Genomic DNA, 23460 nt, shown 5'->3' on the forward strand with positions numbered 1-23460 from the left:
ATGAGGTCTCCCACCCGTGATGGGTTAAGGCCCCCAAGAGATGATTGGGTTGATAGGCCAGACATGGAAGCGCAGTAATGTGTGTTTGAGTGGACTGGTACTAATCGGCCGAGGACTTGCCTACAAAGGTTGCTACGCACCCACTCTACGATCCTGAAACACCACACCACCCCACACACGTGGGTTGTGTGTGGGGAGACAACAGTCAGTGTGTTGTTTCGTAGTGTTTCGGTGGTGATAGCGGTAGGGGTACGCCCGGTCCCATTCCGAACCCGGAAGCTAAGCCTGCCAGCGCCGATGGTACTGCATCCGAAGGGGTGTGGGAGAGTAGGACACCGCCGAACTTAACATCAAAAAGAGAAGTGGGCGGGCCTCTCGGCTCGAGTCCCCAGTCGGGGATTCGCCGAGGGGCCCGCCCACTTTTTCACGTCCACACCCTTTTTTGTGTTGTGTCGACACCGTTGTCACACCACCCCTTCTTTTTTGGCGGTAACCCCCTTTCAGAATGGATTTCTGCTTTCGCAGAAAATCGGGATCGGTAACGTGCAGACGGGCGATGTGCAGACCATTGCGCCGACAACGATAATGTGCAGCGAGCGACTGCCGTGCGAACGAGAAGGGGCGGACGGCTCGGTCGGTCACTCCGACATCGGGGCGGATTGCCCCGTTGGTGAGCACGCGCGTCGTGGGAGGAACCGGTGAACAAGATCCGCACAGCCAGCCTGACGGTCGCGGCACTGGCCTTCACCGCGATGTTGGCGGGATGCGGAGCCACCGATGACGGCGCGACGTCCGCCGGTGGGACCGCCGAAACCAACCAAGCCGAGACGACGAACGCCCCGCCCAACGGAGCGGCACCCGAGACCGGCACCCCCAGCAGGAACGGGAACCCGGGGTCGTTGACGGTCGAGTCGACAGGCGACGGACCCTTCGGGTTGACCACCCAGGGCCGGCCCGACGGCCGAGCCGAGGCCCGGGCGGGAAAACTTGTCGTCGGCCCAGGCAGTTGCCTCGCCCTCGAATCCGGAGGACGACCTGAACTGCTGATCTTCGGAGACGACGCCGAGTTCGTCCTTCGCGGCGGCCGGCCGTCGGCGACGACAGCCGAGGCGGGCACGACAGCTGTCGGCGAACGCCTCGACGTTTCGGCGACGTCCGTGGCAGCGGACGACGTCACGGGAATTCCGCAGCAGTGCACGCGGGGCTCGACGCGGAACGTGCTCGTCGTCGACTGACCTGCCCCTACGCCCCCCGTGGCCGTTCGCGCGGTTTGCAGCGAACAAGTCGCAGTGGCTGACCACTCGCCGGCCGACCTTCCCGCCTCCGCTTCACCGACGACGCTCGGGCATAGACTGACCGCGTGAGTACGCGGATCCTGGTGGTGCAGCCGGACACGTCGGTACCTGTCGGCGCACTCGGCGACTGGCTGACCGAAGCGGGCGCGACGCTGGACGTGAAGCTGGCGGGCGTCGACGACATGCCGGCGGACGCCGACGGATACGACGGTCTCGTATGCCTCGGCGGCGGCATGAGCGCCTTCGACGACGAGACACATCCATACCTCGCCGACATTCGGCAACTGCTGAGCAGGACGACGGCAGCAGGCGTCGCCACGCTCGGCGTGTGCCTCGGTGGCCAGCTGCTCGCGGCCGCGACGGGCGGCATCGTACGGCCCGGACCGGAGGGGCCCGAGGCCGGGCCGCAGCTCGTGTCGAAGAAGGACGCGGCGTGGAAGGACCCGCTGTTCGCCGACCTCCCACTGATGCAGGACGTGCTGGAGTTCCACCGGGACGTCATCGACAGACTGCCCGCGCAGGCGACGCTGTTGGCGTCGACGCCGCTGTATCCGCACCAGGCGTTCCGCGTCGGCAGGCGCGCCTACGGGCTGCAGTTCCACATCGAAACGACCCGCGAGATCGTCGACGCGTGGGTGGCGCGATCCCCCGATGTGGCGGCCGTGGCGAAACCCGGCGCGTTCGACGCCGACACGCTGGACCGGATGCACGCCGACATCGACGAAACGTGGCGGCCGTTCGCGCGCCGGTTCGTCGACCTCGCGGCCGGCACGTTGCTACCCGCGGAGGACCCGCGACGCGGACTGCCTTTGGCCTGACTGCACCATCCGTGTTACCGGTCGCCGGACTACGGTAGGAGCCGATGGTAGACAGCGTTCGTCCCGCGGCCTCGACGGCCAGGTTCGGGTTCACCTCGGACCATGCCGCCGCCGAACTGCACGCCGCGGGGTGGTGGACCGACGCCGGACCTGTTCCCGACGCCGACTCGGTGCTCGCGGCGTTCGCCCACGCCCCGGACCCCGATCTGGCGCTGCGCACCATCGACCGCATCCGCGAAGCGGATCGTGACGGCTGGGCCGATCTCGACGCCGCGCTGCGCAGCGACCCGATCGTGCGCGGGAAGTTGCTCGCCGTCGTCGGCTCCTCGACGGCCCTGGGCGACTACCTCGTCGGCTCACCCGGTCAGTGGCGACGGCTCGCCGCCCCCACACCGACCGCCGAGTACGCCGCGCAGTTGCAGGCGTCGGTCCGTTCCGGCGGCGAGGTCATGGCCGGAGCCGAGGCCGAACAGGCGCTGCGGAGGGCCTACCGGGGGCTCGTACTGGAGATCGCGGGGGCCGACCTCGGCCACCTCGTCGAATCGCAGGTGGAGTCGGCGACGTTCGCCCGGACGACGCACGCGCTGACGGCTGCCGCCGACGCCGCGCTGCAGGCGGGACTGACCGTGGCCGAACACGAGACGCGCGGCGCCGGCGACGCCACGCTCGCCGTGATCGCCATGGGCAAATGCGGCGGACGCGAACTGAACTACGTCAGCGACGTCGACGTCGTGTTCGTCGGCGACGGCGATCTGCAGGTCGGCACTCGGTTGGCGACCGCGATGATGCGAGTCGTCGGCAAGGCGTGCTTCGAGGTCGACGCGGCGCTGCGCCCCGAAGGCAAGGCCGGTGCGCTGGTGCGCACGCTCGACGGCCACGAGGCGTACTACAAGAAGTGGGCGCGCACGTGGGAGTTCCAGGCGCTGCTCAAGGCCCGTCCCGCCGCGGGCGACCGCGAGTTGGGCCGTCGGTACGCCGAGCTCGTCGCACCGATGGTGTGGGCCGCGGCCGAGCGGGACAACTTCGTCGCCGACGTGCAGCACATGCGCCGTCGCGTGGAGAAACACATCCCCGCCGAGATCGCCGACCGGGAGTTGAAGCTCGGCCGGGGCGGCCTGCGCGACGTCGAGTTCGCCGTGCAACTGCTGCAACTGGTGCACGGGCGGGTCGACCACGACCTGCGGTCGGCCTCCACCCTCGACGCCCTCGCGGCACTCGGCACCGGAGGCTACGTCGCTAGGGCCGATGCCGAGGAGATGGCCGAGTCGTACGAATTCCTCCGTGTCCTCGAACACCGGCTGCAGCTGCGCGCGTTGCGCCGCACCCACCTCTACCCGGAATCCGACGACACGGTCGCACTGCGGTGGCTGGCAAGGGCCTCGGGGATTCGCTCGTCGCGGGCGCGGTCCCGCCCCGAACAGCTCGACCACGAGTTCCGCAAACACGTCGGGCGGGTCCGCCGCCTGCACGAGAAGCTCTTCTACCGGCCGTTGCTGGAGGCCGTCGCGCGGGTGCCCAGCGCCGCACTCCGGTTGACGGCGAAACAGGCGCAACAGCGGCTCACCGCACTCGGGTTCGCCTCGCCGGAAGGGGCGTTGCAGCACATCCGCGCGCTCACCACGGGCGTGAGCAGACGCGCGTCGATTCAACAGACGCTGCTTCCGGTGCTGCTGGACCTGCTCGCCGACACCCCGGAACCGGACGGCGGGCTGCTGGCGTACCGGCGCGTGTCCGAGGAACTGGCCGACACCCCGTGGTACCTGCGCGTGCTGCGGGACGAGGCGGCCGTCGTGGAGAACCTCGCGACGCTGCTGGGCACGTCACGGCTCGTGCCCGACCTGCTGGTGCGGGCGCCGGAGGTGCTGCACATGCTCGGCGACGCAGAACGTCTCCGCGGACGGCCACCCGCGGAGACGGCGACATCGCTGCGGGCGGCGGCCCGCAGGCAGCCGGGGCTGGACGCCGCGGTCGCGACGGCACGGTCGCTGCGCAGGCACGAGATGTTGCGCGTCGCGTGCGCGGACGTGCTCGGACTGCTGGACGTGCCGTCGGTGTGCGATGCCCTGTCGTCGGTGTGGGCGGCGGTGCTGCAGTCGGCACTGGAAGCTGCGACCCGGTACCAGCAGGCGCAGGCCGGTGGCGTGCCCGCGCGGATCGCTGTGATCGGCATGGGCAGGCTCGGCGGCAGCGAACTCGGCTACGGTTCCGACGCCGATGTCATGTTCGTGTGCGAGCGCACCTCCGACGCCACCGACGAACAGGCGCTCAAGTTCGCCACGACCGTCGCCGAGACGGTGCGCGGCATGCTCGGCGCCCCCTCCCAGGACCCGGCGCTGGAGGTCGACGCGAACCTCCGCCCCGAGGGGCGCAGCGGCCCGCTGGTGCGGACGTTCGAGTCCTACCGCGCGTACTACGAACGCTGGGGCGAGGTGTGGGAGTCGCAGGCGCTGCTGCGGGCACGGTTCCTCGCCGGTGACACCGACCTCGGTGATCGGTTCATCGCCGTGATCGACCCGTTCCGATATCCGGAGGGCGGGCTCGACGCGGCGAAACTCCGCGAGGTGCGCCGCATCAAGGCCCGCGTCGACACCGAGCGCATGCCGCGTGGCGCCGACCCGTCGATGCACACGAAACTCGGCCGCGGCGGGCTCGCCGACGTCGAGTGGACCGTTCAGCTGGCCCAACTGCGCTATGCGCACGAGGTTCCGCAACTGCGGACCACGTCGACACCTGCGGCGCTCGAGGCGATGGCCGAGAGCGGTCTGGCCGCCCGGGAGGACGTCGATGCGCTGCGCGAGGCGTGGTTGCTGGCTACGCGGGCACGCAACGCGGCGATGCTGGTCCGGGGCAAGGCCGTCGACCAGCTGCCGACCTCGGGGCGGGAGCTGACCGCGGTGGCGAGCGTGTTCGGTTACGGCGTGGACGACGACGCGGGGGAGTTCCTCGACGCGTATCGGAAGACGACCCGGCGGGCACACGCCGTCGTCGAGCGACTGTTCTACGAGGAGTGACCACTTCCGAAGGTGAGCGGCTGCTCACCTTCGGAAGACCGTTGTCAGGGGTGCCGCCTAGGGTGGCACGCGTGACTGAGCGTGAACCCTTCTCGATCCATGCCAAGGTCCGTACGTACGAACTGGACCCGAACGGCCACCTGAACCACGCGGTGTACCACCAGTACGGCGAGATCGCGCGCACCGAGCTCGCGGTCGCCGCCGGGGTCACCGAGGGGCTCATCAAGCAGGGCATCGGCATCGTGATGCTGGAGTCGCACATCCGGTTCCGCCGGGAACTGCGCTTCGGCGATGAGGCGACCGTGTCGTGCGTGGCCCGATTCGCGGAGGACAAGAAGGTCTTCTGGATGGACAACGTGATCACCAAGCTCGACGGCACCGTTTCCGCGGAGATCGAGTCCACCCTCGGCCTGATGGACCTGGACAAGCGCAAGCTCGTGCCCGGTCCGATGGAACGCATCCGCGACGCGGGCGTCGACCTGGACCTGCTGCGCGGCAGCTGACACACGCCCACCGGCCGGCGCCGGTGGCTCAGCGCGTCGGCTCAGCGCGTCGGCTCGGCGTCCGTCGCGGCCTCCTCGTCGGTCTCGTCGGCCTCCTGCGTGGCCAGCCAGGCGTCGCGGACGTCGTCGTCACGGCCGGACGAGGTCACCAGGCTGACCGCGACGGTGAGCAGGAACGATGCCGGCAGCCCGATCAGCACCTCCGACGACGTGGGCAGGTCCATCGCGAAGGCGATGCCGAACAGTACGGCGCCGCCGATCATCCCGGACCCGGCACCGGCCGCGGTGGTGCGACGCCACCAGATACCCAGCACCATCGGGGCGAAGAACGCGGACGCCAGCAGCGCCACCGCGGCGGTGTAGAGCACGATCAGGAACTCCGGCGGGTTGATCGCCAGCAGGATGCACAGGATCCCGACCACCCAGGTCGCGGCCTGTGTCACCCGGATGACTTCTTTCTGGCCGGCCTGCGGTCGCAGGATGCCGCGGTAGAGGTCGTGGCCGATCGCCGAGTTGCAGGCCATCAGCAGTCCCGCGGTGGTCGACATGATCGCGGCGAGTACGGCGGCGGCCAGCACACCTTGGCCGAGCGGGCCGAAGACGCGGTCGGCGAGCGTGAGGAAGATGGCGTCGGGGTCGGTGATGTCCGCGTTCGGCAGAAGCGTCGCTGCCGCCGGTACGAGGACGATCGCGACGATGAGCATCATGACGCCGTAGAGCAGCATTGCGGTGTTGAGGGAGACCCTCGCTGACCGGACGTTGCGCGCGGAGTAGACGCGCATGATCACGTGCGGGAGCACCGAGATCGCGGTCGCCCAGGTCAGGAAGGCTCCGACGTAGGACCAGACCGAGTGCGCGTCGGCCGCGCCGGTGAGTGCCGGGTAGGCCTCCAGGGTGGCATTCCATGCAGTCGGGAAGTCGCCCATCGCGCTGAATGCGGCGACGCCGAGACCGACCATGCACGAGAACAGCAGGATTCCCTGGAAGATGTCGTTCCAGGTCACCGACAGGAAGCCGCCGATGGAAACGTAGAGGACGAAGACGACTCCGGCGACCCACAGCGCGGTCTGGTAGTCCCAGCCGAGCAGATGGCCCGCGACGATGGCCGAGCCCTTCAACTGCGACACGATGTAGGCGCTGCTGGCGATCACAACGAGCACCGGCACCACCACCCGCATCATCGGGCTGTTGAACCGGGAGTTGAAGAAGTCCGGCACCGTGTACTTGCCCAACTTCCGCAGCGGACGGGCGACCAGCACCGAGGCCACCACGAACCCGACCGGGGCGCCGGCGACCAGGGCAGCGGCGAACGGGAACCCGAGCGCCAGGGCGCTGCCGACGCTCGCCATGACCGAGCCGCCACTGGCCAGGGACGCGATGAACGCCCAGGAGTTCACGAAGGTGCCGAGGCTACGGCCGGCGACAAAGAACTCGTCGGTGGAGTTGCGCACCCGACGGTAGGCGACCATGCCGATCGCGATGAGGACGAGGAAGTAGCCGAGGACGATCATCAGGGTCATCGCTCAGTCCCCTTTCGACCGCAGCGCAAGGATGAGACCGCCGACCGGTGCGGCGATCATGGTGAACCAGAGCAGCCAGGCGATGAGGGCGACGCCGGCGATCTCGATGCTGTCGAACAACGGTGTGAAGGCGATCGCGGCCAGCACGGTGATGCCGGACAACAGGCCGATCTCGCCGCGGGTGGCGGTGGGCGTGGGACGGGACACGAGGGCCTCACTCTCGAGGGGCGCGGGGATTCGGGGCGCGGAGGGTTCGGGGCGAAGGGTTCGGGGGACACGGGTGGGTGGGGCGACGCGCCGACTCAGGTCGTTTCGTTCAGGCCGACCAGGCGCAGGAACATCGCGGTCAGATCGGCGATCACCTCGTCGCGGAGGCCGGGTTCGCTGCGGACGAGCGGTGCGAAGTTGGCGACCATGCCGCCACCGGCCCTGGCTATCGCGTTGGGCGAGGCCGCCGGAGCGAGGACGCCACGCTCCGTCTGCCGTCGGATGTAGCGCGCGGTGCGCTCCCGGGCTCGGGTGTGGAACTGCTCCCACAACGCCTCCATCTCCGGGTCCACCAGCGACTGGTGTTCCAGCACGGTGAGGAAGGCGAGGTTCTCGGTATAGGCGTCGAGATACGCGGCGTTGGTTGCCTCGGCGACGGCTCGGATGTCGTCGGCGTCGATGTCACCGAGGTCCTGTGCCGCGACCATCCGATCGCGGACCTGTTGGGCGACCACGCCGAACACCTCCTGTTTGGAGGCGAAGTAGACGTAGAAGGTGGTGCGTGAAACGCCTGCCTCCTCGGTGATCCGGTCGATCGTGGTGCGGGCGTATCCGAGGTTTTCGAAGGTCCGTTGGGCAGCGGCGACGAGGGTTGCCCGGGTGGCGCTGTCGGCACGGTCGTACTTCTCGCGGGTTGCCCATGGCTGATGTGTGACCACAGACACAATGAGAGTTGACATTGGCGTCAATGTCAAACGTATGGTGTGAAACAGCTCATGCCCTGAGCGGATCCGGGTCGAGCCACCACGACTCGATGCGGCGTTCACGACCAGCCCCGGAGGTCCTTCCGTTGTCGCCATCGGTGTCCCAGTCGCCGCTCCGGTCGGAGCGAGAGCCGGTCTCCCGGCCGGGTGTCCTCATCGCCAACCGTGGCGAGATCGCCGTCCGCATCCACCGGGCCGCTCGCGGGCTGGGCTACCGCACCGTCGCGGTCCACACCCCTGACGACCGGGAGGGGCGGGTGGTCTCACTCGCCGACGCCGCCGTGGCGCTGCCCGACGAGTCCGGCTATCTGGACGCCGAGCTGCTGGTCCGGGCCGCCGTCGAACAGGGCTGCACCCTGCTTCACCCCGGCTACGGCTTCCTCAGCGAGAGCGCCGAGCTCGCCCGGCTCTGCGACAAGGCCGGCGTGACCTTCGTCGGCCCGAGCCCGGAGACGCTGGCACTGCTCGGTGACAAGGCCCGCGCCCGGGAACTGGCGGTGTCGTTGCAGGTGCCGGTGCTGCCTGCTACCCCGGCAGGCGGCGACCCGGCCGAGGCCGCCGAGCTCCTGCAACGACTCGGCGACGACGGCGCGGTGATGGTCAAGGCGGTCGGCGGCGGGGGCGGCCGCGGGATGCGCATCGTTCGCCGCGCCGACGAACTCGACGACGCGTGGCAGCGGTGCCGCTCGGAGGCCGAGCGCGGCTTCGGCACCGGCGAGTTGTATGCCGAGCAGTACCTGTCCCGTGCCCGTCACGTCGAGGTGCAGATCATCGGCGACAGCGAAGGCGGCATCGCCCACCTGCACGACCGGGACTGTTCGCTGCAGCGGCGCCACCAGAAGGTCATCGAAATGGCGCCGAGCGTCACCCTCGCCGCCGCGCACCGGGAACCGCTGCTGGCCGCGGCCACGCGGATCGGCGCCGAGGTCGGCTACGCCGGGCTGGCCACCGTGGAGTTCCTGGTCGACGCCGATCACCCGGAGCGGTTCTACTTCCTGGAGGTCAATCCCCGGGTGCAGGTGGAGCACACCGTCACCGAGCAGGTGCTCGGCCTCGACCTGGTGTCAGCCCAGCTGCGGGTGGCGGCGGGTGCTTCGCTGGCCGAGCTGGGGTTGACCCAGGACCGGATCCCTGCGCCGCGCGGGCTGGCCGTGCAGCTGCGGGTCAGCACGGAACGGCTGCGGCCGGACGGCACCTCGGTCTCCGGGACGGGCCGGATCGAGACACTGCAGTTCCCCGGCGGCCCGGGCGTGCGCGTCGACAGTCACGGCACCGCGGGTATGGCGGTCACCGGCCGCTACGACTCGTTGCTCGCGAAGATCGTCAGCCACACCCCGTCGACCGACCTGGCCGCCGGTGCCGCCGCTGCACGGGAGGCGCTGGCAGAGACCGTCGTCGACGGTGTCCCCACCAACCTCGACGTGTTGGATCGGCTGCTGGCCCATCCCGCGTTCGCTGCCGGAGAGATCACCACGGGCTTCTTCGATGAACACGCGTCCGAGTTCGCACCGGCCGAGGAGGAGTTCGCGATGCCGGCCGGGTGCGGCAGCGTCCTCGCCGAGTTCCCCGGCACCGTGGTGGACGTCCCGGTCGCTCCCGGCGACCACGTGCTCGCCGGTGCGCCGGTGGTGGTGCTGGAAGCGATGAAGATGGAGTACGTCGTCGCGGCACCGCTGGCCGGCGTGGTCGAGGCAGTGCTGGTCGGGACCGGTGACGTCGCCGCCGACGGCACGGAACTGGTGCGGCTGCAGCCCGACGAGGAGCAGAGCGGGGCGCGGGCCGACGAGGTGGCGATCGACCCCGACCACATCCGCCCCGACCTGGCCGAAGTGATCGACCGGCACCGGCTCGGGCTGGACGAGGCGCGTCCCGAGGCGGTCGCCAAGCGGCGGCGCAGCGGACACCGGACCGCCAGGGAGAACATCGCCGACCTGGTCGATGCGGACAGCTTCGTCGAGTACGGCGCACTCGCGGTCGCTGCACAGAGCCGTCGGCGCAGCCAGGAGGATCTGATCACCAACACCCCGGCGGACGGCATGGTCACCGGGGTGGCCCGCGTCAACGGTGGCCGTGCGGCGGTGCTGTCCTACGACTACACCGTGCTCGCCGGTACCCAGGGGATGCGCAACCACCGCAAGACGGATCGGCTGCTGGAACTCGCCGAACAGCAACGGCTCCCGGTGGTGCTGTTCGCCGAGGGCGGCGGCGGCCGGCCGGGCGACACCGACCACGGCGGCGCCGCCGGACTGGACGTCCCCACGTTCGCCACCATGGGGCGGCTCAACGGGGTCGTGCCCACGATCGGCATCGCCACCGGTCGCTGTTTCGCCGGCAACGCCGCCCTGCTCGGCTGCTGCGACGTCATCATCGCCACTCGCGACGCCACCATCGGCATGGGCGGGCCGGCGATGATCGAGGGCGGCGGGCTCGGCGTGTACCGCCCGGAAGAGGTCGGCCCGGCCGAAGTGCAGGCGCCCAACGGCGTGATCGACGTGCTGGTCGAGAACGAGGCCGAGGCGGTCGAGGTGGCGCGACGGTACCTGTCCTACTTCCAGGGCCCGGCCACCGACTGGGAGGCGGCCGATCAGCGGATGTTGCGCCACGTGATCGGTGAGAACCGGGTGCGGGTCTACGACGTACGCCGGGTGATCGATCTGGTGGCCGACACCGACTCGGTGCTGGAGCTGCGTCGCGACTTCGGCACCGGCATCATCACCGCACTGGTCCGCGTCGAGGGCCGCCCGATGGGGCTGATCGCCAACAACCCAGCGTACCTGGGCGGTGCGATCGACACCCCGGCCGCCGACAAGGCCGCCCGGTTCCTGCAGTTGTGCGAGGCGCACGGCCTGCCGGTGCTCTCGTTGTGCGACACCCCCGGTTTCATGGTCGGCCCTGACGTGGAGAAGACCGCCACGGTGCGCCACTTCAGCCGCCTGTTCGTCATCGGCGCCAAGTTGACGGTGCCACTGGTCACGGTGCTGCTGCGCAAGGCCTACGGGCTGGGTGCGCAGTCGATGGCAGGCGGCAGTTTCAAGGTGCCCGTGGCGACGCTGTCCTGGCCGACCGGAGAGCTGGGCGGTATGGGGCTCGAGGGTGCGGTGCGGCTGGGCTACCGCCGGGAACTGGAGGCGATCGAGGACCCGGCCGAACGGCAGCAGCGCTACGAGGAACTGGTGGCCGAGCAGTACCGGCACGGCAAGGCGATCAACGCGGCGATGGTGTTCGAGATCGACGACGTCATCGACCCGGCCGAAACGCGCGCCCGGGTGCTGGCCGCGATGCCCGCCGAGACGATCCCGTCCCGGCGCGACTTCGTGGACACCTGGTGACCCGGCTCTTCCCGACCCCGCCACCGAGAGGACGAACCGATGACCGCCGACACTCCTGCGACCGGCACCTCTGCGACCGGGACAGCAACCCCCGCCGAAGCGAATCCCGGGACCGAGACCGGCCGGGCACTCGAGGCCTACCTCGCCGGACTGCGCCCCCTCCAGGAGCGGCTCCGCCCCGCGGGAACCCCGCACCGGGTGCACTATCCGCTGGGTGAGCTCACGCTGCCCGAGTACGTCGACGAGTGGGCACGGCGGCGCCCGGAGACCACCGCCATCGCATTCGAGGGCACCCGGATCAGCTATGCCGACCTTGCCGAGCGGGTCGCCCGGATCGCCGGCTGGATGGAGTCGGTCGGCGTGACCGCAGGGGACCGGGTTGCGGTGTTCATGCCCAACGCGCCGCAGTTCGTGATCACCATGCTGGCCGCGTTGCGACTCGGTGCGGTGCACGTCCCGGTGAACCCGATGTTCCAGGCCACCGAGCTGAGCTACGAACTGGCCGACTCCGGCGCCACCGTGGTGGTCACCTTCGACGAGCTGTACCCACGGTTGGCCACCGCGCTCGAAACCGACGGCGTGAACGTGGCGCGGGTCCTGGTCACGGGGCCGCGGGAACTGGCGAGCGAGGCGAGCCCGCCCACCGCGGTCGAGGGGGAAGTCACCCGGTGGGCGGAGGCGGTCGCCGCCGAGCCGGTTCCGGTGCGCTCCCACGACATCGATGCGCTCGCAGCTCTCAACTACACCGGCGGCACCACCGGGCTGCCGAAGGGATGCCAGCACACCCAGCGGCACATGATCTACACCGCCGCGTCCTCGGCCGGTGCCACCCGGGAGAGCTCCGAGACCGGATTCGTGGCGGTCTGCTACATCCCGATCTTCTGGATCGCGGGGGAGAACCTCGGCATCCTCAACCCGCTGGTGCTCGGCGGCACCGTGGTGCTGCTGTCACGGTGGAACGCCCGCACCGTGCTGGAGGCCATCGAGACCCACGGCGCCACCACCATGGTCGGCACCGTGGAGAACTACCTGGAGCTGCTGGATCAGCCCGACCTCGGCGAGCGGGACCTGTCCACGCTGCGGGATCCGATGGCGGTCTCGTTCGTACGCAAAATGACGCCCGAGGTCCGCGCCGCCTGGCAGGCCGCGGTCGGTGACCACTCGGTGCTGCGAGAGGGGGCGTACGGAATGACCGAGACCCACACCATGGACGTCACCCCGTTCGGTCTGGCCGAGGCCGACGCCGATCTGCGCGCCGAACCCGTGTTCTGCGGCATCCCGGTGCCGGGCACCGACGTCGCCGTGGTCGACTTCACCACCGGGATGCCGCTGCCACTGGGCGAGGCCGGCGAGATCCTGGTGCGCAGCCCGTCGGTGATGACCGGCTACTGGAACAAACCCGAAGCCACCGCGCGGCAGCTGGTCGGCGGTTGGCTGCACACCGGCGACAACGGCCGCATCGACGACCAGGGCTGCCTGCACTACCTGGGCCGGGACAAGGACATGATCAAGGTCAACGGGATGAGTGTGTTCCCGGCCGAGGTCGAGCTGCTGCTGTGCGGCCACCCGGGGGTTCGCACCGTCGCGGTCGTCGCGGCGGAGCACCCGGACACCGGGCAGACGCCGGTGGCGTTCGTCAATCCGAACCCCGAGGCCGACCTCGACCCCGACGAGCTGCGGACGTGGGCGCGTGACCAGATGGCCGGTTACAAGGTCCCGGTGGTGGAGGTCGTCGAGGATTTCCCGATGACCGCCACCGGCAAGATCAGGAAGGTGGAGCTCGCCGATCGGGCGCAGCAGATCGTCGACGCCCGTCGCTGAGCGATGGCCGGCGGGACGGGTGAATGGGCTCGGTGCGGCCGACAGCGAACGGCCCGTGACCGACGGAACACATCTCACGATGTTTCCGCTGGTCACGGGCCGTTTCTGTGGTGAAACCGGAGGTCAGAACCTCGCGCAGATCAGCAGTCGTAGTAGAGAGCGAACTCGTACGGGTGCGGACGCAGCCGCAGCGGGTCGATCTCTTCCTCGCGCTTGAAGGCGATCCACTTCTCGATCACGTCGGGGGTGAACACGCCACCCTCGAGCAGGTAGTCGTGGTCGGCCTCGAGGTTGTCGAGCACGGAGCCCAGGTCGGCCGGGACCTGCTTGACGTTCTTGGCGTCTTCCGGCGGCAGCTCGTACAGGTCCTTGTCGATCGGCTCCGGCGGCTCGATCTTGTTCTTGATGCCGTCCAGGCCGGCCATCATCATCGCGGCGAACGCCAGGTACGGGTTACCGGACGAGTCGGGGCAGCGGAACTCGATGCGCTTGGCCTTCGCGTTGTTGCCCGTGATCGGGATACGAACACACGCGGAGCGGTTGCGCTGCGAGTACACCAGGCTGACCGGAGCCTCGTAACCCGGCACGAGCCGGTGGTACGAGTTCACGGTCGGGTTGGTGAACGCCAACAGGCTCGGCGCGTGCGCCAGGATGCCGCCGATGTAGTGACGGGCCGTGTCCGACAGGCCGGCGTAACCGGACTCGTCGTAGAACAGCGGCTGGCCGTCCTTCCACAGCGACTGGTGGCAGTGCATACCCGAACCGTTGTCGCCGAACAGCGGCTTCGGCATGAACGTGGCCGTCTTGCCGTTCTCGAACGCCGTGTTCTTCACGATGTACTTGAACAGCTGCAGGTCGTCGGCAGCGTGCAGCATCGTGTTGAACTTGTAGTTGATCTCGGCCTGACCGGCGGTGCCGACCTCGTGGTGGGCGCGCTCGAGCTCGAAGCCCGAACCCATCAGGTGCTGGGAGATCTCGTCACGCAGGTCGGCGTAGTGGTCGACCGGCGGCACGGGGAAGTAGCCGCCCTTGAACTTGGTCTTGTAACCCTTGTTGCCGCCCTCTTCCTTGCGGCCCGTGTTCCACCAGCCCTCGACGGAGTCGATCTCGTGGAACGTGGCGTTCTCGGACGAGTCGAAACGCACGTCGTCGAAGACGTAGAACTCGGCCTCCGAGCCGAAGAACACGGTGTCGGCCACACCCGACTCGGAGATGTACTGCTCGGCCTTGCGCGCGATGTTGCGCGGGTCACGGCTGTAGGGCTCGCGCGTGAACGGGTCGTGCACGAAGAAGTTCATCGACAGCGTCTTGGCCTGCCGGAACGGGTCGATCTTCGCGGTCGCCGGGTCCGGCAGCAGCAGCATGTCCGACTCGTGGATCGACTGGAAGCCCCGGACCGAGGAGCCGTCGAAGGCGAGACCCTCTTCGAACGCGTCCGCGTCGAAAGACTTGGCGGGGACGGTGAAGTGCTGCATGATCCCCGGAAGGTCGCAGAACCTCACATCGATGAATTGCACGTCCTCGTCAGCAATGAGACGCAGGACATCGTCTGCAGTAGTGGACACCCTCGGTGACTCCTTCTAGGTCGAGCTCGCGTGAGCATTGCTCTCTTCGGCCCAAGCTAAGAGGGCGTTGTTGCCCGACCGTCACCCGTATGTTTCACCGGGGTTAACGGATCGGCGAATATCGGATACTCCCACGTCAGGCCGCTCGAGGCACCGCCGAACCGGCGGCATACCCTGTTCGTGTGGCTCGATGGACCGGAGATTGGCTGGCGAATCTGTCCGCGGCGGCCGACCAGGACCCGCCGCGTTGGCCCGGCGAGCGGCTCGGCCTGCCAGCCGACGGCGTCGGCGCCGTCGCAGGCTCCGGCCGCCGGCTCCTCGGCCTGATCGCCGACCTGCTGCTGGCCTCGCTGCTCACTGCGCTGTTCCTCCGGCCCGACGTCGACGACATGGCCGTCATGGAGTCGTTCAACCTGTGGTCACTGGGCACCTGGGCCCTCATCACAGTCGTGTCCGCGGCATGGTTCAGCTTCACACCGGGCATGGGCCTGTGCGGCATCCGTGTCGGCAGGCTCGACGGCGGCGGCGTCCCCGGACTGTGGCGCGCGCTCGTGCGCTGCGTCCTGACATTCCTCATCATCCCCGCCGCGGTGCGCAACACTGATGCGCGCGGCTGGCACGACCGCCTCACCGGCACCGTCGTCGTCCGCATGCGGTGAGCGCGGCGCACTTCCCGCAGCACCCGTCCCGCAGCGCCTGTCTCGCAGCACCCGTCCACATAGCACCCGTCGACCCCGGGGCCCGTCATCGCGAAGCGGGGCCGGACGCGGCAGGGGCCGCCTCCCGTCGTGGGAGGCGGCCCCTGCCGCACCGGTGAATCGCGTGCGCCTGCGGGTCAGCGGCGGCGGATGGTCCGCTGGACGTTGCGCATCTTGGCACCTTGCGGCGTCGGCCCCTTCGGCATCGCGGCGCCGCGGTTGCCCAGGGCGGAGAGCTTCGTCTCGAGGGCGTCGACCTGCGGTCCCTTGAGGTTGCGCGGCAGCTTCATCAGGTGGTTCTGCAGCTTGCGCAGCGGAACCTGCCCCTCCTCATCCCCGATGATCACCTCGTAGATCGGGGTTTCCCCGACGAGCCGGGCGATGCGCTTCTTCTCCTGCGACAGCAGGTTCTTGACCCGGTGCGGAGCGCCTTCGGCGACCAGGACCACGCCCGGCCCGCCCAGCACCCGGTGTACCGCGTCGAGCTGCGTGGTGGCCGCCACGGTCTGCGTCACGCGCCACTTGCCGCGCAGGTTGTCCAGCGCCCACGCGCCGGCACCCGGCTGCCCCTCGGCCTTCGCGAACACGTTCTTCTGCACGCGGCGACCGAACAGGATGATCGCGCCGAGTACGCCGAGCAGGATGCCGAGCGGCAGCAGCAGCCACTCGATGCCGATCCACATGCCGAGCAGGAAGACCAGCCCCGCGATGACCAGGAAGGTTCCGAGCATCCACGGGATGAGGGCCTTGTCCTCCTTGCGCTGCATATGGAACGCCTGGAAGATCTGGCCACGGCGCGCCTTGCTCGCCGCCCTCTTTTCCTTCTTGGCCTGCTTGGCAGCCTCTTTGTCCCGCTTCTCCGCCATAATGGCCAGGATACGGGCGTCCGGGCTGCCGATGTTCCGTCGGTCCCCTCTGCGAGGATGCGGGGCGTGGGAAGTGCGTCGTCGAACCGTCATCCGGAACTGCTCGAGGGCCTCGACCCCGAACAACGCGCGGCTGCATGCGCCCCGCGCGGGCCCGTGTGCGTGCTTGCGGGCGCGGGCACCGGCAAGACCCGCACCATCACTCACCGCATCGCGTACCTGGTGCGCTCCGGGCATGTTTCCGCAGGTCAGGTGCTCGCCGTCACGTTCACTTCGCGTGCGGCGGGAGAGCTGCGCACGCGCCTGCGCGGACTCGGCGTCGAGGCCGCCCAGGCCCGCACGTTCCACGCGGCGGCGCTGCGCCAGCTCCGCTATTTCTGGCCGCGCGTCGTCGGCGAACGCCAGTGGGACCTCATCGACGGCAACAAACTGCGTCTCGTCGGCCAGGCAGCCAACCGGCTGGGCCTGTCGACCGAGGTCGAGGTGCTGCGCGATCTCACGAGCGAGATCGAATGGGCGAAGGCGTCCCTCGTCGGCCCCGACGACTACCCGGCCGTGGTCGCCAGGCTGAAGCGGGACACTCCGGAACCGGCCGAGCGGATCGCCGAGCTGTACCGGGGATACGAGCAGACCAAGAACGAGGCCCAGCTGCTGGACTTCGACGACCTGTTGCTGCACACCACGGCCGCGCTCGAGGAGCACCGGGCCGTGGCCGACGAGTTCCGTGAGCGGTACCGGTGTTTCGTCGTCGACGAGTACCAGGACGTCACGCCGGCGCAGCAGCGACTGCTCGACGCGTGGCTCGGCGGCCGGGACGATCTGACCGTCGTCGGCGACGCCAACCAGACGATCTACTCGTTCGGCGGTGCCTCGCCACGCCCGCTGTTGGAGTTCACCCGGCGGTTCCCCGAGGCGACCGTGGTGCGTCTCGAGCGGGACTACCGGTCGACGCCGCAGGTGGTGTCGCTGGCCAACCGCGTCATCGGCGCCGCACGGGGCAGGCCCGCCGGGTCGCGGCTCGAGCTCGTCGGACAACGGTCCGAAGGGCCCGAGCCCCGCTTCGCCGAGTACGACGACGAACCCGCGGAGGCCTCGGCGGTCGCGGCGCGCATCCGCGGGCTGCTCGACGACGGGATCGCAGCCAGCGAGGTCGCCGTGCTGTACCGCGTGAACGCCCAGTCGGAGGCGTACGAACAGGCGCTTTCCGAGGCTGGCGTGCCGTACCTGGTGCGGGGTGGCGAACGGTTCTTCCAGCGGCAGGAGATCCGGCAGGCGATCGCCGCGCTGCGCACCGCGGCGGCCGACGAGCCGCGCGGCGAGCTCGTCGCGCTGTGCCGACGGGTGCTTGCACGCGTCGGCCTGACCGAACAACCGCCTGCCGGGGGAGCGGCGCGGGAACGATGGGACGCGTTGCTGGCGCTCGTCGAAGTGGCCGAGGAGCTGGCGAGCACCGTCGAGGGTGCGAGCCTCGGCAGGCTCGTCACCGAACTCGAACAGCGCGCGGCCGCGCAGCACCCGCCGACCGTGGAAGGTGTCACCCTCGCCTCGTTGCATGCGGCGAAGGGGCTCGAATGGGACGCGGTGTTCCTCGTCGGCCTCGCCGACGGCACCGTGCCGATCCAGCGCGCCGACGGGGACGACGAGGCCGTCGAGGAAGAACGCAGGCTGTTCTACGTCGGCGTCACCCGCGCCCGCGAACACCTGTCGCTGAGCTGGGCGTTGTCCCGCCACCCCGACGGCAGGCGTAACCGCCGCCGCAGCAGGTTCCTGTACGGCCTCGTGCCGGAGGACCACCCGGCCGCGCGCGTGGCGAAATCGGGCCAGCAGACGAAGTTCGCCAACTCGTGCCGTATCTGTGCGCGGCCGCTGATCTCGACGATGGAGGTCAAACTCGGCCGGTGCACCAAATGCCCGGCCGACGTCGACGAGCACCTGCTGGGGCGGCTGAAGGAGTGGCGGACCGAACGTGCCAGGGAGCTGAACGTGCCCGCGTTCGTCGTGTTCACCGATTCGACCCTCGTGGCGATCGCCGAGCAGCGGCCAACCGACAGCAAGGCGCTCGTCGGGATCTCCGGCATCGGTGCGTCCAAGCTGCAGCAGTTCGGTGACGACGTGCTGGCCGTCGTGCGTGACGAGGCGAGCGGATAGCCCGATGCGGGCTCCCGGTGTGTCCGCGACTGCTGCCGTGCTGTCGCTGGTCACGGTGGTTTTCCGGGAAGAATGACGAACTTTTCGAAAAATCAGTTGCCCCGTCACGTGCGGGCGCAATAACCTGCAGTGACCAGGTCGAAGAGCGCGGCCGCCCCGGTGGCGGCCAGCCGGATACGAGAGGAGGTGCCCGCAATGGAGTTCATGACAGCGATCGACACTGCCGGCATCTCCGGAAACCGGTCGACCCTGCCCTGTGACGGGCAGTCCGTGCGTTCTCAGCTGTTCTGCGCGTCGGTCGATCGTGACCGCCGGCGTGCCGGCAAGTCCCTGGATCCGCGTGACATCGGTGCGTTCGACGTGCGTGGGGGTGCCTCGTCGCACGCTCCGGCCGACGGCGCGGCGCTCGCCGCTGCCGACCTCGGCAACCCGGTGCCGCGTCCGGAGCGTCGTCAGCAGCTTCCGATCCAGATCCAGGACAAGTCCCGGGTTCCGCCCGGCTCCTGCGAGAGGCGTCGTCTAGTGATCGGCTAGACAGGTTGGCTCTCGAAGGCCGCGGAACCCATCGGATCCGCGGCCTTCGTGCTGTTCGAGGGCTGTGTGGATCCGCCGACTCATCCGCACACACTCGTTACTGAAGGAGCCGCCATGCCAACGGCCACCGTCTCCGCGTCAGAGGAGACGTTCTCCGCCTTGTTGGCCGGGACCACCGGAGTCGCCGAACTGATCGACTCCGGTGAGTCCACCGATTTCGACCTTCCCTGTCGGACCGGCGACGCGGACCTGTGGTTCGCCGAGAAGCCGTCCGACCTGGAACGCGCCAAGACACTGTGTGGGGAGTGCCCGGTGCGCTCGGCCTGCCTGGAAGGCGCTCTCGCCCGCGGTGAGCCGTGGGGCGTTTGGGGAGGCGAGATCTTCGAACGCGGTGCCGTCGTGGCCCGCAAGCGGCCTCGTGGCCGCCCGCGGAAGCACCCGGTGCCCGAATCGCAGGAATGGAGCGCCGCATGACGAACCGACTGCACCGCGAGGCCGACGAGACGTACTTGCCGACGGCGACATCGCGACACCGCACATCCGACTACCCGAACACGGAGACACCTCCCATGTTGCTGCACGAAGAACTGACGAGAGACCGAATACGTGAACTGCGAAAACAGGCCGAGGGCGGGCGTGCCGAACGCCGGCACCGCGCGGCGCGACGGTGGCAGCGAGTAGCTCGCTGGGCGTCACGGCGTGCCGCGCACCTCGACCGGTAGGCCGAGCACGGTGGGGCGGCGACCGGGCGACGCGTCCGGTCGCCGCCCCACGGCCCGCCCGTGTTGAATGGGCGGAATGGCAGCACATACACACGACGACGTCGACTGGGCGGCCCGTCTGTCCGAGATGCGCAGACTCGACGAGCTCGAGAGCGCCGCCGTGGCTGACGTCGCCGACCGGCTCACGCGGAACCTCGATGCCGGAGCGACCGTGGTCGATGTCGGTTCCGGCGCGGGCGGGATGACGACGGCGCTCGCAGGCTCCCTGCGCGCACGGGGTGGTGGCACCGTCGTCGCCGTCGACGCGGTCGACGAACTGCTCACCGCGGCGTGCCGCGCCGCGCGCGAGTCGGGCGGTGACACCGTGACCGTCGACGAGGTCGTCGCCGACGCCGGAACGGAACCCCTCGCGGACCTCGTCGCGCCGGCCGACCTGGTGTGGGCCTCGGCCGTGGTGCACCACCTTCCGGACCAGCAGGCCGCCGTCGACCGACTGGCCGCCGCGCTCCGGCCGGGCGGCGTCCTGGCGATCGCCGAGGGCGGCCTGGGCATGCGCTGCCTGCCGTGGGATCTCGGCGTGGGCCGGCCAGGGCTCGAGCTGCGCCTGCTCGGTCACCGTGACGCCTGGTTCGAGGACATGCGCTCGTCGATGCCGGACGCCGTGCGGATGGGCTACGGCTGGACCACGGCTATCGCCCGTGCCGGGCTCACCGGCGTCACGTCCTTCACGTACCTCGTCGATCACCCCGCACCGGCAGGGGAGCAGGTACGTGAGTTCGTGCTCGACCACATCGGCGGTCTCGCCGAGAGGGCCGACGACCGGATGGACGCCGAGGACCGGGACACCGTGACCCGACTGCTGGATCCGGCGGTGGGTGACTACCTCGGCCGCCGCGACGACATCTACCTGCTGAGCGCCCGCACGGTGTACCTCGGGACGAAGCCGTGACCGGTGAGGCCACGTACGACGAGCCGCCCGTGACGTGCGCGCTGTGCGGCGAGCGCGGTGGTAGCGAGGCGGCCGCCGCCGGAATGGGGTGGCTGCGGGAGTCCGACGCGGGCCGGACACGCTGGCTCTGCCCTCGCTGCGTTCGCGACCACGTCCGTGACATCGAGGGAAAGCTGCCCGCCGAGTACTGGTGACGTCTCATGCCGCCACCCTTGCCAGGCACTGGACGGACGGTCTCCTGCGGTCGGCTGCCGTGCGGAAGGCTTTCGCCAGCTCGGTGAGCACTCCGCGCCGATCCGTGGTGAGCCGCTCGGGGTCGGTTCGCACGACGGTTACGCCCGCTGCGGCCAGCGCCAGGTGTCCGAGGTGGGGTTTGCCCGGCGGATGGAACTGCCAGCCCATGCCAACCTCGTCCCACCACGCGTCGACGGTGCCGATGTACCTACCGCGCCGGTCGTAGACCGTGACGTCCCAGCGCGGTGGCGGCAGCGGTCCGTCGCGGAGCACGGCGCGTGCCCATCCGTGCACGTAGGTGTCGCGGTCACGGTCGATCGCGCGCAGTTCCGATCGCACCGCAGCGGAACCGCGTTGGCTGCCTGCATCGAGTTCGGCCCGCAGTTCGGCAGCGGTCGTGAGGCCGTAGTAGATGGGCAGGGACAAGAGGTCGCGTAACCGGCCGGGGTCGGGCTCGCGGCGTGCCGCGTCGAGCGCGGCCCTGGCTGCTGGCGCGAAGGGGATGCCGTCGACGACGACGGGTTCGGGTGGCCGGGCCGTGCGTTCCACCATCGCGAACGTCGGCGAGAGCATGCGGCGTCCCTTCGGTACCAGGATGTGCACGGCAGGCGATCTCGGCAGTGCCACGCCGTGAGCGTCGAGCGCGTCGCCGCCGGTCACCATGCACTCGCCGCCCACGTAGCGCGCGAGGGCGCGAACCAGCTGTCTTCGGGTCGGCTCACCTGCGCCGAGCAGGACGATCCCCGGCAGTAGGCGGCGCCACGGCCCGCCCGGGCGGCATCGGCGCGCGATGGTGCCCTCGGACATGCCGTGGGCGCGTAGTTCTGCGGTGGTCAGGACATTGTCGTGTGCGGCGGGTGTCAGCTGCGCCGCGTCGGCCAGAGCAGTCATGGCTCGAGCCTGCCGATCGCGGAATCCGACGGGGAGGGTTCGGCGAAAATGTGGACAAGTCGGTCCGGCGAATGGCGAATTTCTGCCGTTCCGGCGAAAACTGTGGATAACTCGCCGGCCGGGAACCGGTCAGTCGGAGAATCCCGGCTGCCACTGCTGCACGATCGACCGCAACGGCAGCTCCGCATCGAGCTGACACAGAATGCCGATGGCGCCCGCCGTCACCCGGTGGATCATCAGCCAGTGCGGCGGCAGGTTGAGCGATCGCCCGGTACGGAAGTCCTGGCCGCGCAGATCGCCCATGCGCAGCGCCTGGTCCTGGGCCCATCGGCGGGAGAAATGGAACCGGTCCTCGGCGAGCGGGGCCACGATCGGATGGAGGTATGCGTAGACGTCGTCGGGATCGATCTCGGTGTCGGGTCGCACGAATCCCTCGGCGCGCAGCGCGGCGTAGAGCTCTTCGGACCGTCCTTCGAGAGCGAGCCGCATGATCCTGCCCATGGCGGGCGGGGCGCCGTAGGGCAGGCGGGCGACCGCCCCGAAGTCGATGACGCACACCCGGCCGTCCTCGCGCAGCATGAAGTTGCCGGGGTGAGGGTCGGAATGCAGCAGCTGCGCACGAGCAGGCGACGAGTAGTGGAACTCCGCCAGCAACCGGCCGGCCTCGTCCCGCTGCTCCCGGGTGCCGGTGCGGATGATCTCCGAGTAGGACGTACCCGTGACCCATTCGCTGACGACCACCTTGGGGGAACTCGCCACGATCCGCGGGACGTGGACCTGCTGGTCCCCGGCGAACGCCTTCGAGAAGGCCCGCTGGTTGTCGGCCTCCCTCCGGTAGTCGAGTTCTTCGTCCATCCGGTCCGCCAGCTCGGCGAGCAGCGGCTTGACGTCGGTGCCCGGTACGAGGCTCTGGAACAGGCGGCTGAAGCGCTGCAGCTGGCGCAGATCGCCGCGCAGGGCGTCGTCTGCGCCCGGGTACTGCACCTTGACGGCGACCTCCCGGCCGTCGTGCCAGACGCCGTGGTGCACCTGGCCGATGCTGGCCGCCGCCGTCGGTTCGTCATCGAACTCGGCGAACCGCTGTCGCCAGGTGCGCCCCAGCTGTTCGGTCAGCACACGGTGGGTCTGCTTCGCGGGCATCGGCGGGGCGGCGGCCTGCAGCCGGGTGAGCGCATCGCGGTACGGCTCGGCCAGCTCGTCGGGCACGGCCGCCTCGAACACGCTCAACGCCTGGCCGAACTTCATGGCGCCGCCCTTGAGCGTCCCCAGCACCTCGAACAGCTGCTCGGCGGCTTTCGCCGACAGGCCCGCGTTGACCTCGTCGGCGCTCTGACCGGTGAGCCTGCGGCCCCAGCCCCCGACCGCGCGGCCGGCCATGCCCAGCGGAAGGCTGGCCAGTCTTGCGGTGCGGGCCATGGTCCTGCGGGGAAGCGCGACGTCCGTGTCGCCGTGATCCGCGCTCGACGCGTCCGCCGCGGAGTCGACGGCCTCCGCTGCATCCGCCGTAGCGGTCTCGTCGGACCTGTCCTGGGCCTCGCGGTGTTCGGTCACGTCCGCGATTCTGCCTTGTCGATCAACGCTGTGG

General features: G+C 69.6%; 19 protein-coding genes and 2 rRNA genes. 14 read left to right on the forward strand and 7 right to left on the reverse strand.

Annotated elements, in window-relative coordinates:
• The 6 genes from LY40_RS15005 to LY40_RS15030 all read left to right on the forward strand — a co-directional run.
• Positions 1 to 124: ribosomal RNA gene (locus tag LY40_RS15005) — 23S ribosomal RNA — on the forward strand; the annotation flags it as partial.
• 103 nt (positions 125 to 227) lie between these two features.
• Positions 228 to 344: ribosomal RNA gene (gene rrf, locus LY40_RS15010) — 5S ribosomal RNA — on the forward strand.
• Positions 345 to 698: 354 nt separating this feature from the next.
• The gene (locus LY40_RS15015; RefSeq protein WP_258937223.1) at positions 699 to 1235 is read left to right on the forward strand and encodes a hypothetical protein; all 537 of its coding nucleotides are present in this window, start codon (positions 699 to 701) and stop codon (positions 1233 to 1235) included.
• 125 nt (positions 1236 to 1360) lie between these two features.
• Positions 1361 to 2113 carry a type 1 glutamine amidotransferase gene (locus LY40_RS15020; protein WP_258937224.1) on the forward strand — a complete coding sequence of 251 codons (753 nt, stop codon included), beginning with the start codon at positions 1361 to 1363 and terminating at the stop codon, positions 2111 to 2113.
• A gap of 44 nt (positions 2114 to 2157) precedes the next feature.
• Positions 2158 to 5124, forward strand: coding sequence for a bifunctional [glutamine synthetase] adenylyltransferase/[glutamine synthetase]-adenylyl-L-tyrosine phosphorylase (locus LY40_RS15025; RefSeq protein WP_258937225.1), 2967 nt, complete (start codon positions 2158 to 2160; stop codon positions 5122 to 5124).
• 71 nt (positions 5125 to 5195) lie between these two features.
• Positions 5196 to 5627 (forward strand): acyl-CoA thioesterase, encoded by a 432-nt coding sequence (locus LY40_RS15030; protein WP_258937226.1) that lies wholly within the window; start codon positions 5196 to 5198, stop codon positions 5625 to 5627.
• A gap of 41 nt (positions 5628 to 5668) precedes the next feature.
• On the opposite strand, the gene LY40_RS15035 is transcribed toward LY40_RS15030, so the two are convergent.
• The 3 genes from LY40_RS15035 to LY40_RS15045 all read right to left on the reverse strand — a co-directional run bounded on the left by LY40_RS15035 (position 5669) and on the right by LY40_RS15045 (position 8094).
• Positions 5669 to 7147, reverse strand: a complete 1479-nt coding sequence (locus tag LY40_RS15035) for a sodium:solute symporter family protein (protein WP_183779046.1) — start codon at positions 7145 to 7147, stop codon at positions 5669 to 5671.
• Positions 7148 to 7150: 3 nt separating this feature from the next.
• Positions 7151 to 7354, reverse strand: a complete 204-nt coding sequence (locus tag LY40_RS15040) for a hypothetical protein (protein WP_183779044.1) — start codon at positions 7352 to 7354, stop codon at positions 7151 to 7153.
• A 95-nt stretch (positions 7355 to 7449) separates the two neighbouring features.
• Entirely contained in the window at positions 7450 to 8094 is a 645-nt protein-coding gene (locus LY40_RS15045; RefSeq protein ID WP_258937227.1) for a TetR/AcrR family transcriptional regulator, read from the reverse strand.
• Between the two features lie 122 nt (positions 8095 to 8216).
• On the opposite strand from LY40_RS15045, the gene LY40_RS15050 reads away from it, so the two are divergent.
• Positions 8217 to 11447 (forward strand): acetyl-CoA carboxylase family protein, encoded by a 3231-nt coding sequence (locus tag LY40_RS15050; RefSeq protein ID WP_258937228.1) that lies wholly within the window; start codon positions 8217 to 8219, stop codon positions 11445 to 11447.
• A gap of 39 nt (positions 11448 to 11486) precedes the next feature.
• Positions 11487 to 13268 (forward strand): AMP-binding protein, encoded by a 1782-nt coding sequence (locus LY40_RS15055; RefSeq protein ID WP_258937229.1) that lies wholly within the window; start codon positions 11487 to 11489, stop codon positions 13266 to 13268.
• Between the two features lie 140 nt (positions 13269 to 13408).
• Here the strand turns inward: LY40_RS15055 and glnA are convergent, their stop codons facing one another.
• Positions 13409 to 14833: a type I glutamate--ammonia ligase gene (gene glnA / locus LY40_RS15060; protein WP_258937230.1), complete on the reverse strand. Its 1425-nt coding sequence runs from the start codon at positions 14831 to 14833 to the stop codon at positions 13409 to 13411.
• A gap of 182 nt (positions 14834 to 15015) precedes the next feature.
• On the opposite strand from glnA, the gene LY40_RS15065 reads away from it, so the two are divergent.
• Positions 15016 to 15492, forward strand: a complete 477-nt coding sequence (locus LY40_RS15065) for an RDD family protein (RefSeq protein ID WP_183779033.1) — start codon at positions 15016 to 15018, stop codon at positions 15490 to 15492.
• A gap of 176 nt (positions 15493 to 15668) precedes the next feature.
• On the opposite strand, the gene LY40_RS15070 is transcribed toward LY40_RS15065, so the two are convergent.
• Positions 15669 to 16397, reverse strand: coding sequence for a DUF4191 domain-containing protein (locus LY40_RS15070; protein ID WP_183779031.1), 729 nt, complete (start codon positions 16395 to 16397; stop codon positions 15669 to 15671).
• 57 nt (positions 16398 to 16454) lie between these two features.
• Between LY40_RS15070 and LY40_RS15075 the strand changes: the two genes are divergently transcribed.
• The 5 genes from LY40_RS15075 (at position 16455) to LY40_RS15095 (ending at position 20944) form a co-directional block, all read left to right on the forward strand.
• Positions 16455 to 18545, forward strand: a complete 2091-nt coding sequence (locus tag LY40_RS15075) for an ATP-dependent DNA helicase UvrD2 (RefSeq protein WP_258937231.1) — start codon at positions 16455 to 16457, stop codon at positions 18543 to 18545.
• 195 nt (positions 18546 to 18740) lie between these two features.
• A complete protein-coding gene (locus LY40_RS15080; RefSeq protein ID WP_183779027.1) occupies positions 18741 to 19079 on the forward strand; it encodes a hypothetical protein in 339 nt (112 codons plus the stop codon).
• A gap of 114 nt (positions 19080 to 19193) precedes the next feature.
• A complete protein-coding gene (locus LY40_RS15085; protein WP_183779025.1) occupies positions 19194 to 19553 on the forward strand; it encodes a WhiB family transcriptional regulator in 360 nt (119 codons plus the stop codon).
• A 324-nt stretch (positions 19554 to 19877) separates the two neighbouring features.
• The gene (locus tag LY40_RS15090) at positions 19878 to 20750 is read left to right on the forward strand and encodes a class I SAM-dependent methyltransferase (RefSeq protein WP_258937232.1); all 873 of its coding nucleotides are present in this window, start codon (positions 19878 to 19880) and stop codon (positions 20748 to 20750) included.
• Positions 20747 to 20944: a hypothetical protein gene (locus LY40_RS15095; RefSeq protein WP_258937233.1), complete on the forward strand. Its 198-nt coding sequence runs from the start codon at positions 20747 to 20749 to the stop codon at positions 20942 to 20944. The genes LY40_RS15090 and LY40_RS15095 overlap by 4 nt, the downstream gene beginning before the upstream one ends.
• 4 nt (positions 20945 to 20948) lie before the next feature.
• Here LY40_RS15095 and LY40_RS15100 read toward each other — a convergent pair whose 3' ends face one another.
• On the reverse strand, positions 20949 to 21875 hold the full coding sequence (locus tag LY40_RS15100) for a hypothetical protein (protein ID WP_258937234.1): 927 nt from the start codon (positions 21873 to 21875) through the stop codon (positions 20949 to 20951).
• A 129-nt stretch (positions 21876 to 22004) separates the two neighbouring features.
• A complete protein-coding gene (locus LY40_RS15105; protein WP_183784888.1) occupies positions 22005 to 23291 on the reverse strand; it encodes an ABC1 kinase family protein in 1287 nt (428 codons plus the stop codon).
• Positions 23292 to 23460 lie beyond the last annotated feature (169 nt).

The organism is Prauserella salsuginis, from assembly GCF_024648885.1.
Taxonomy (GTDB): Bacteria; Actinomycetota; Actinomycetes; order Mycobacteriales; family Pseudonocardiaceae; genus Prauserella; species Prauserella salsuginis.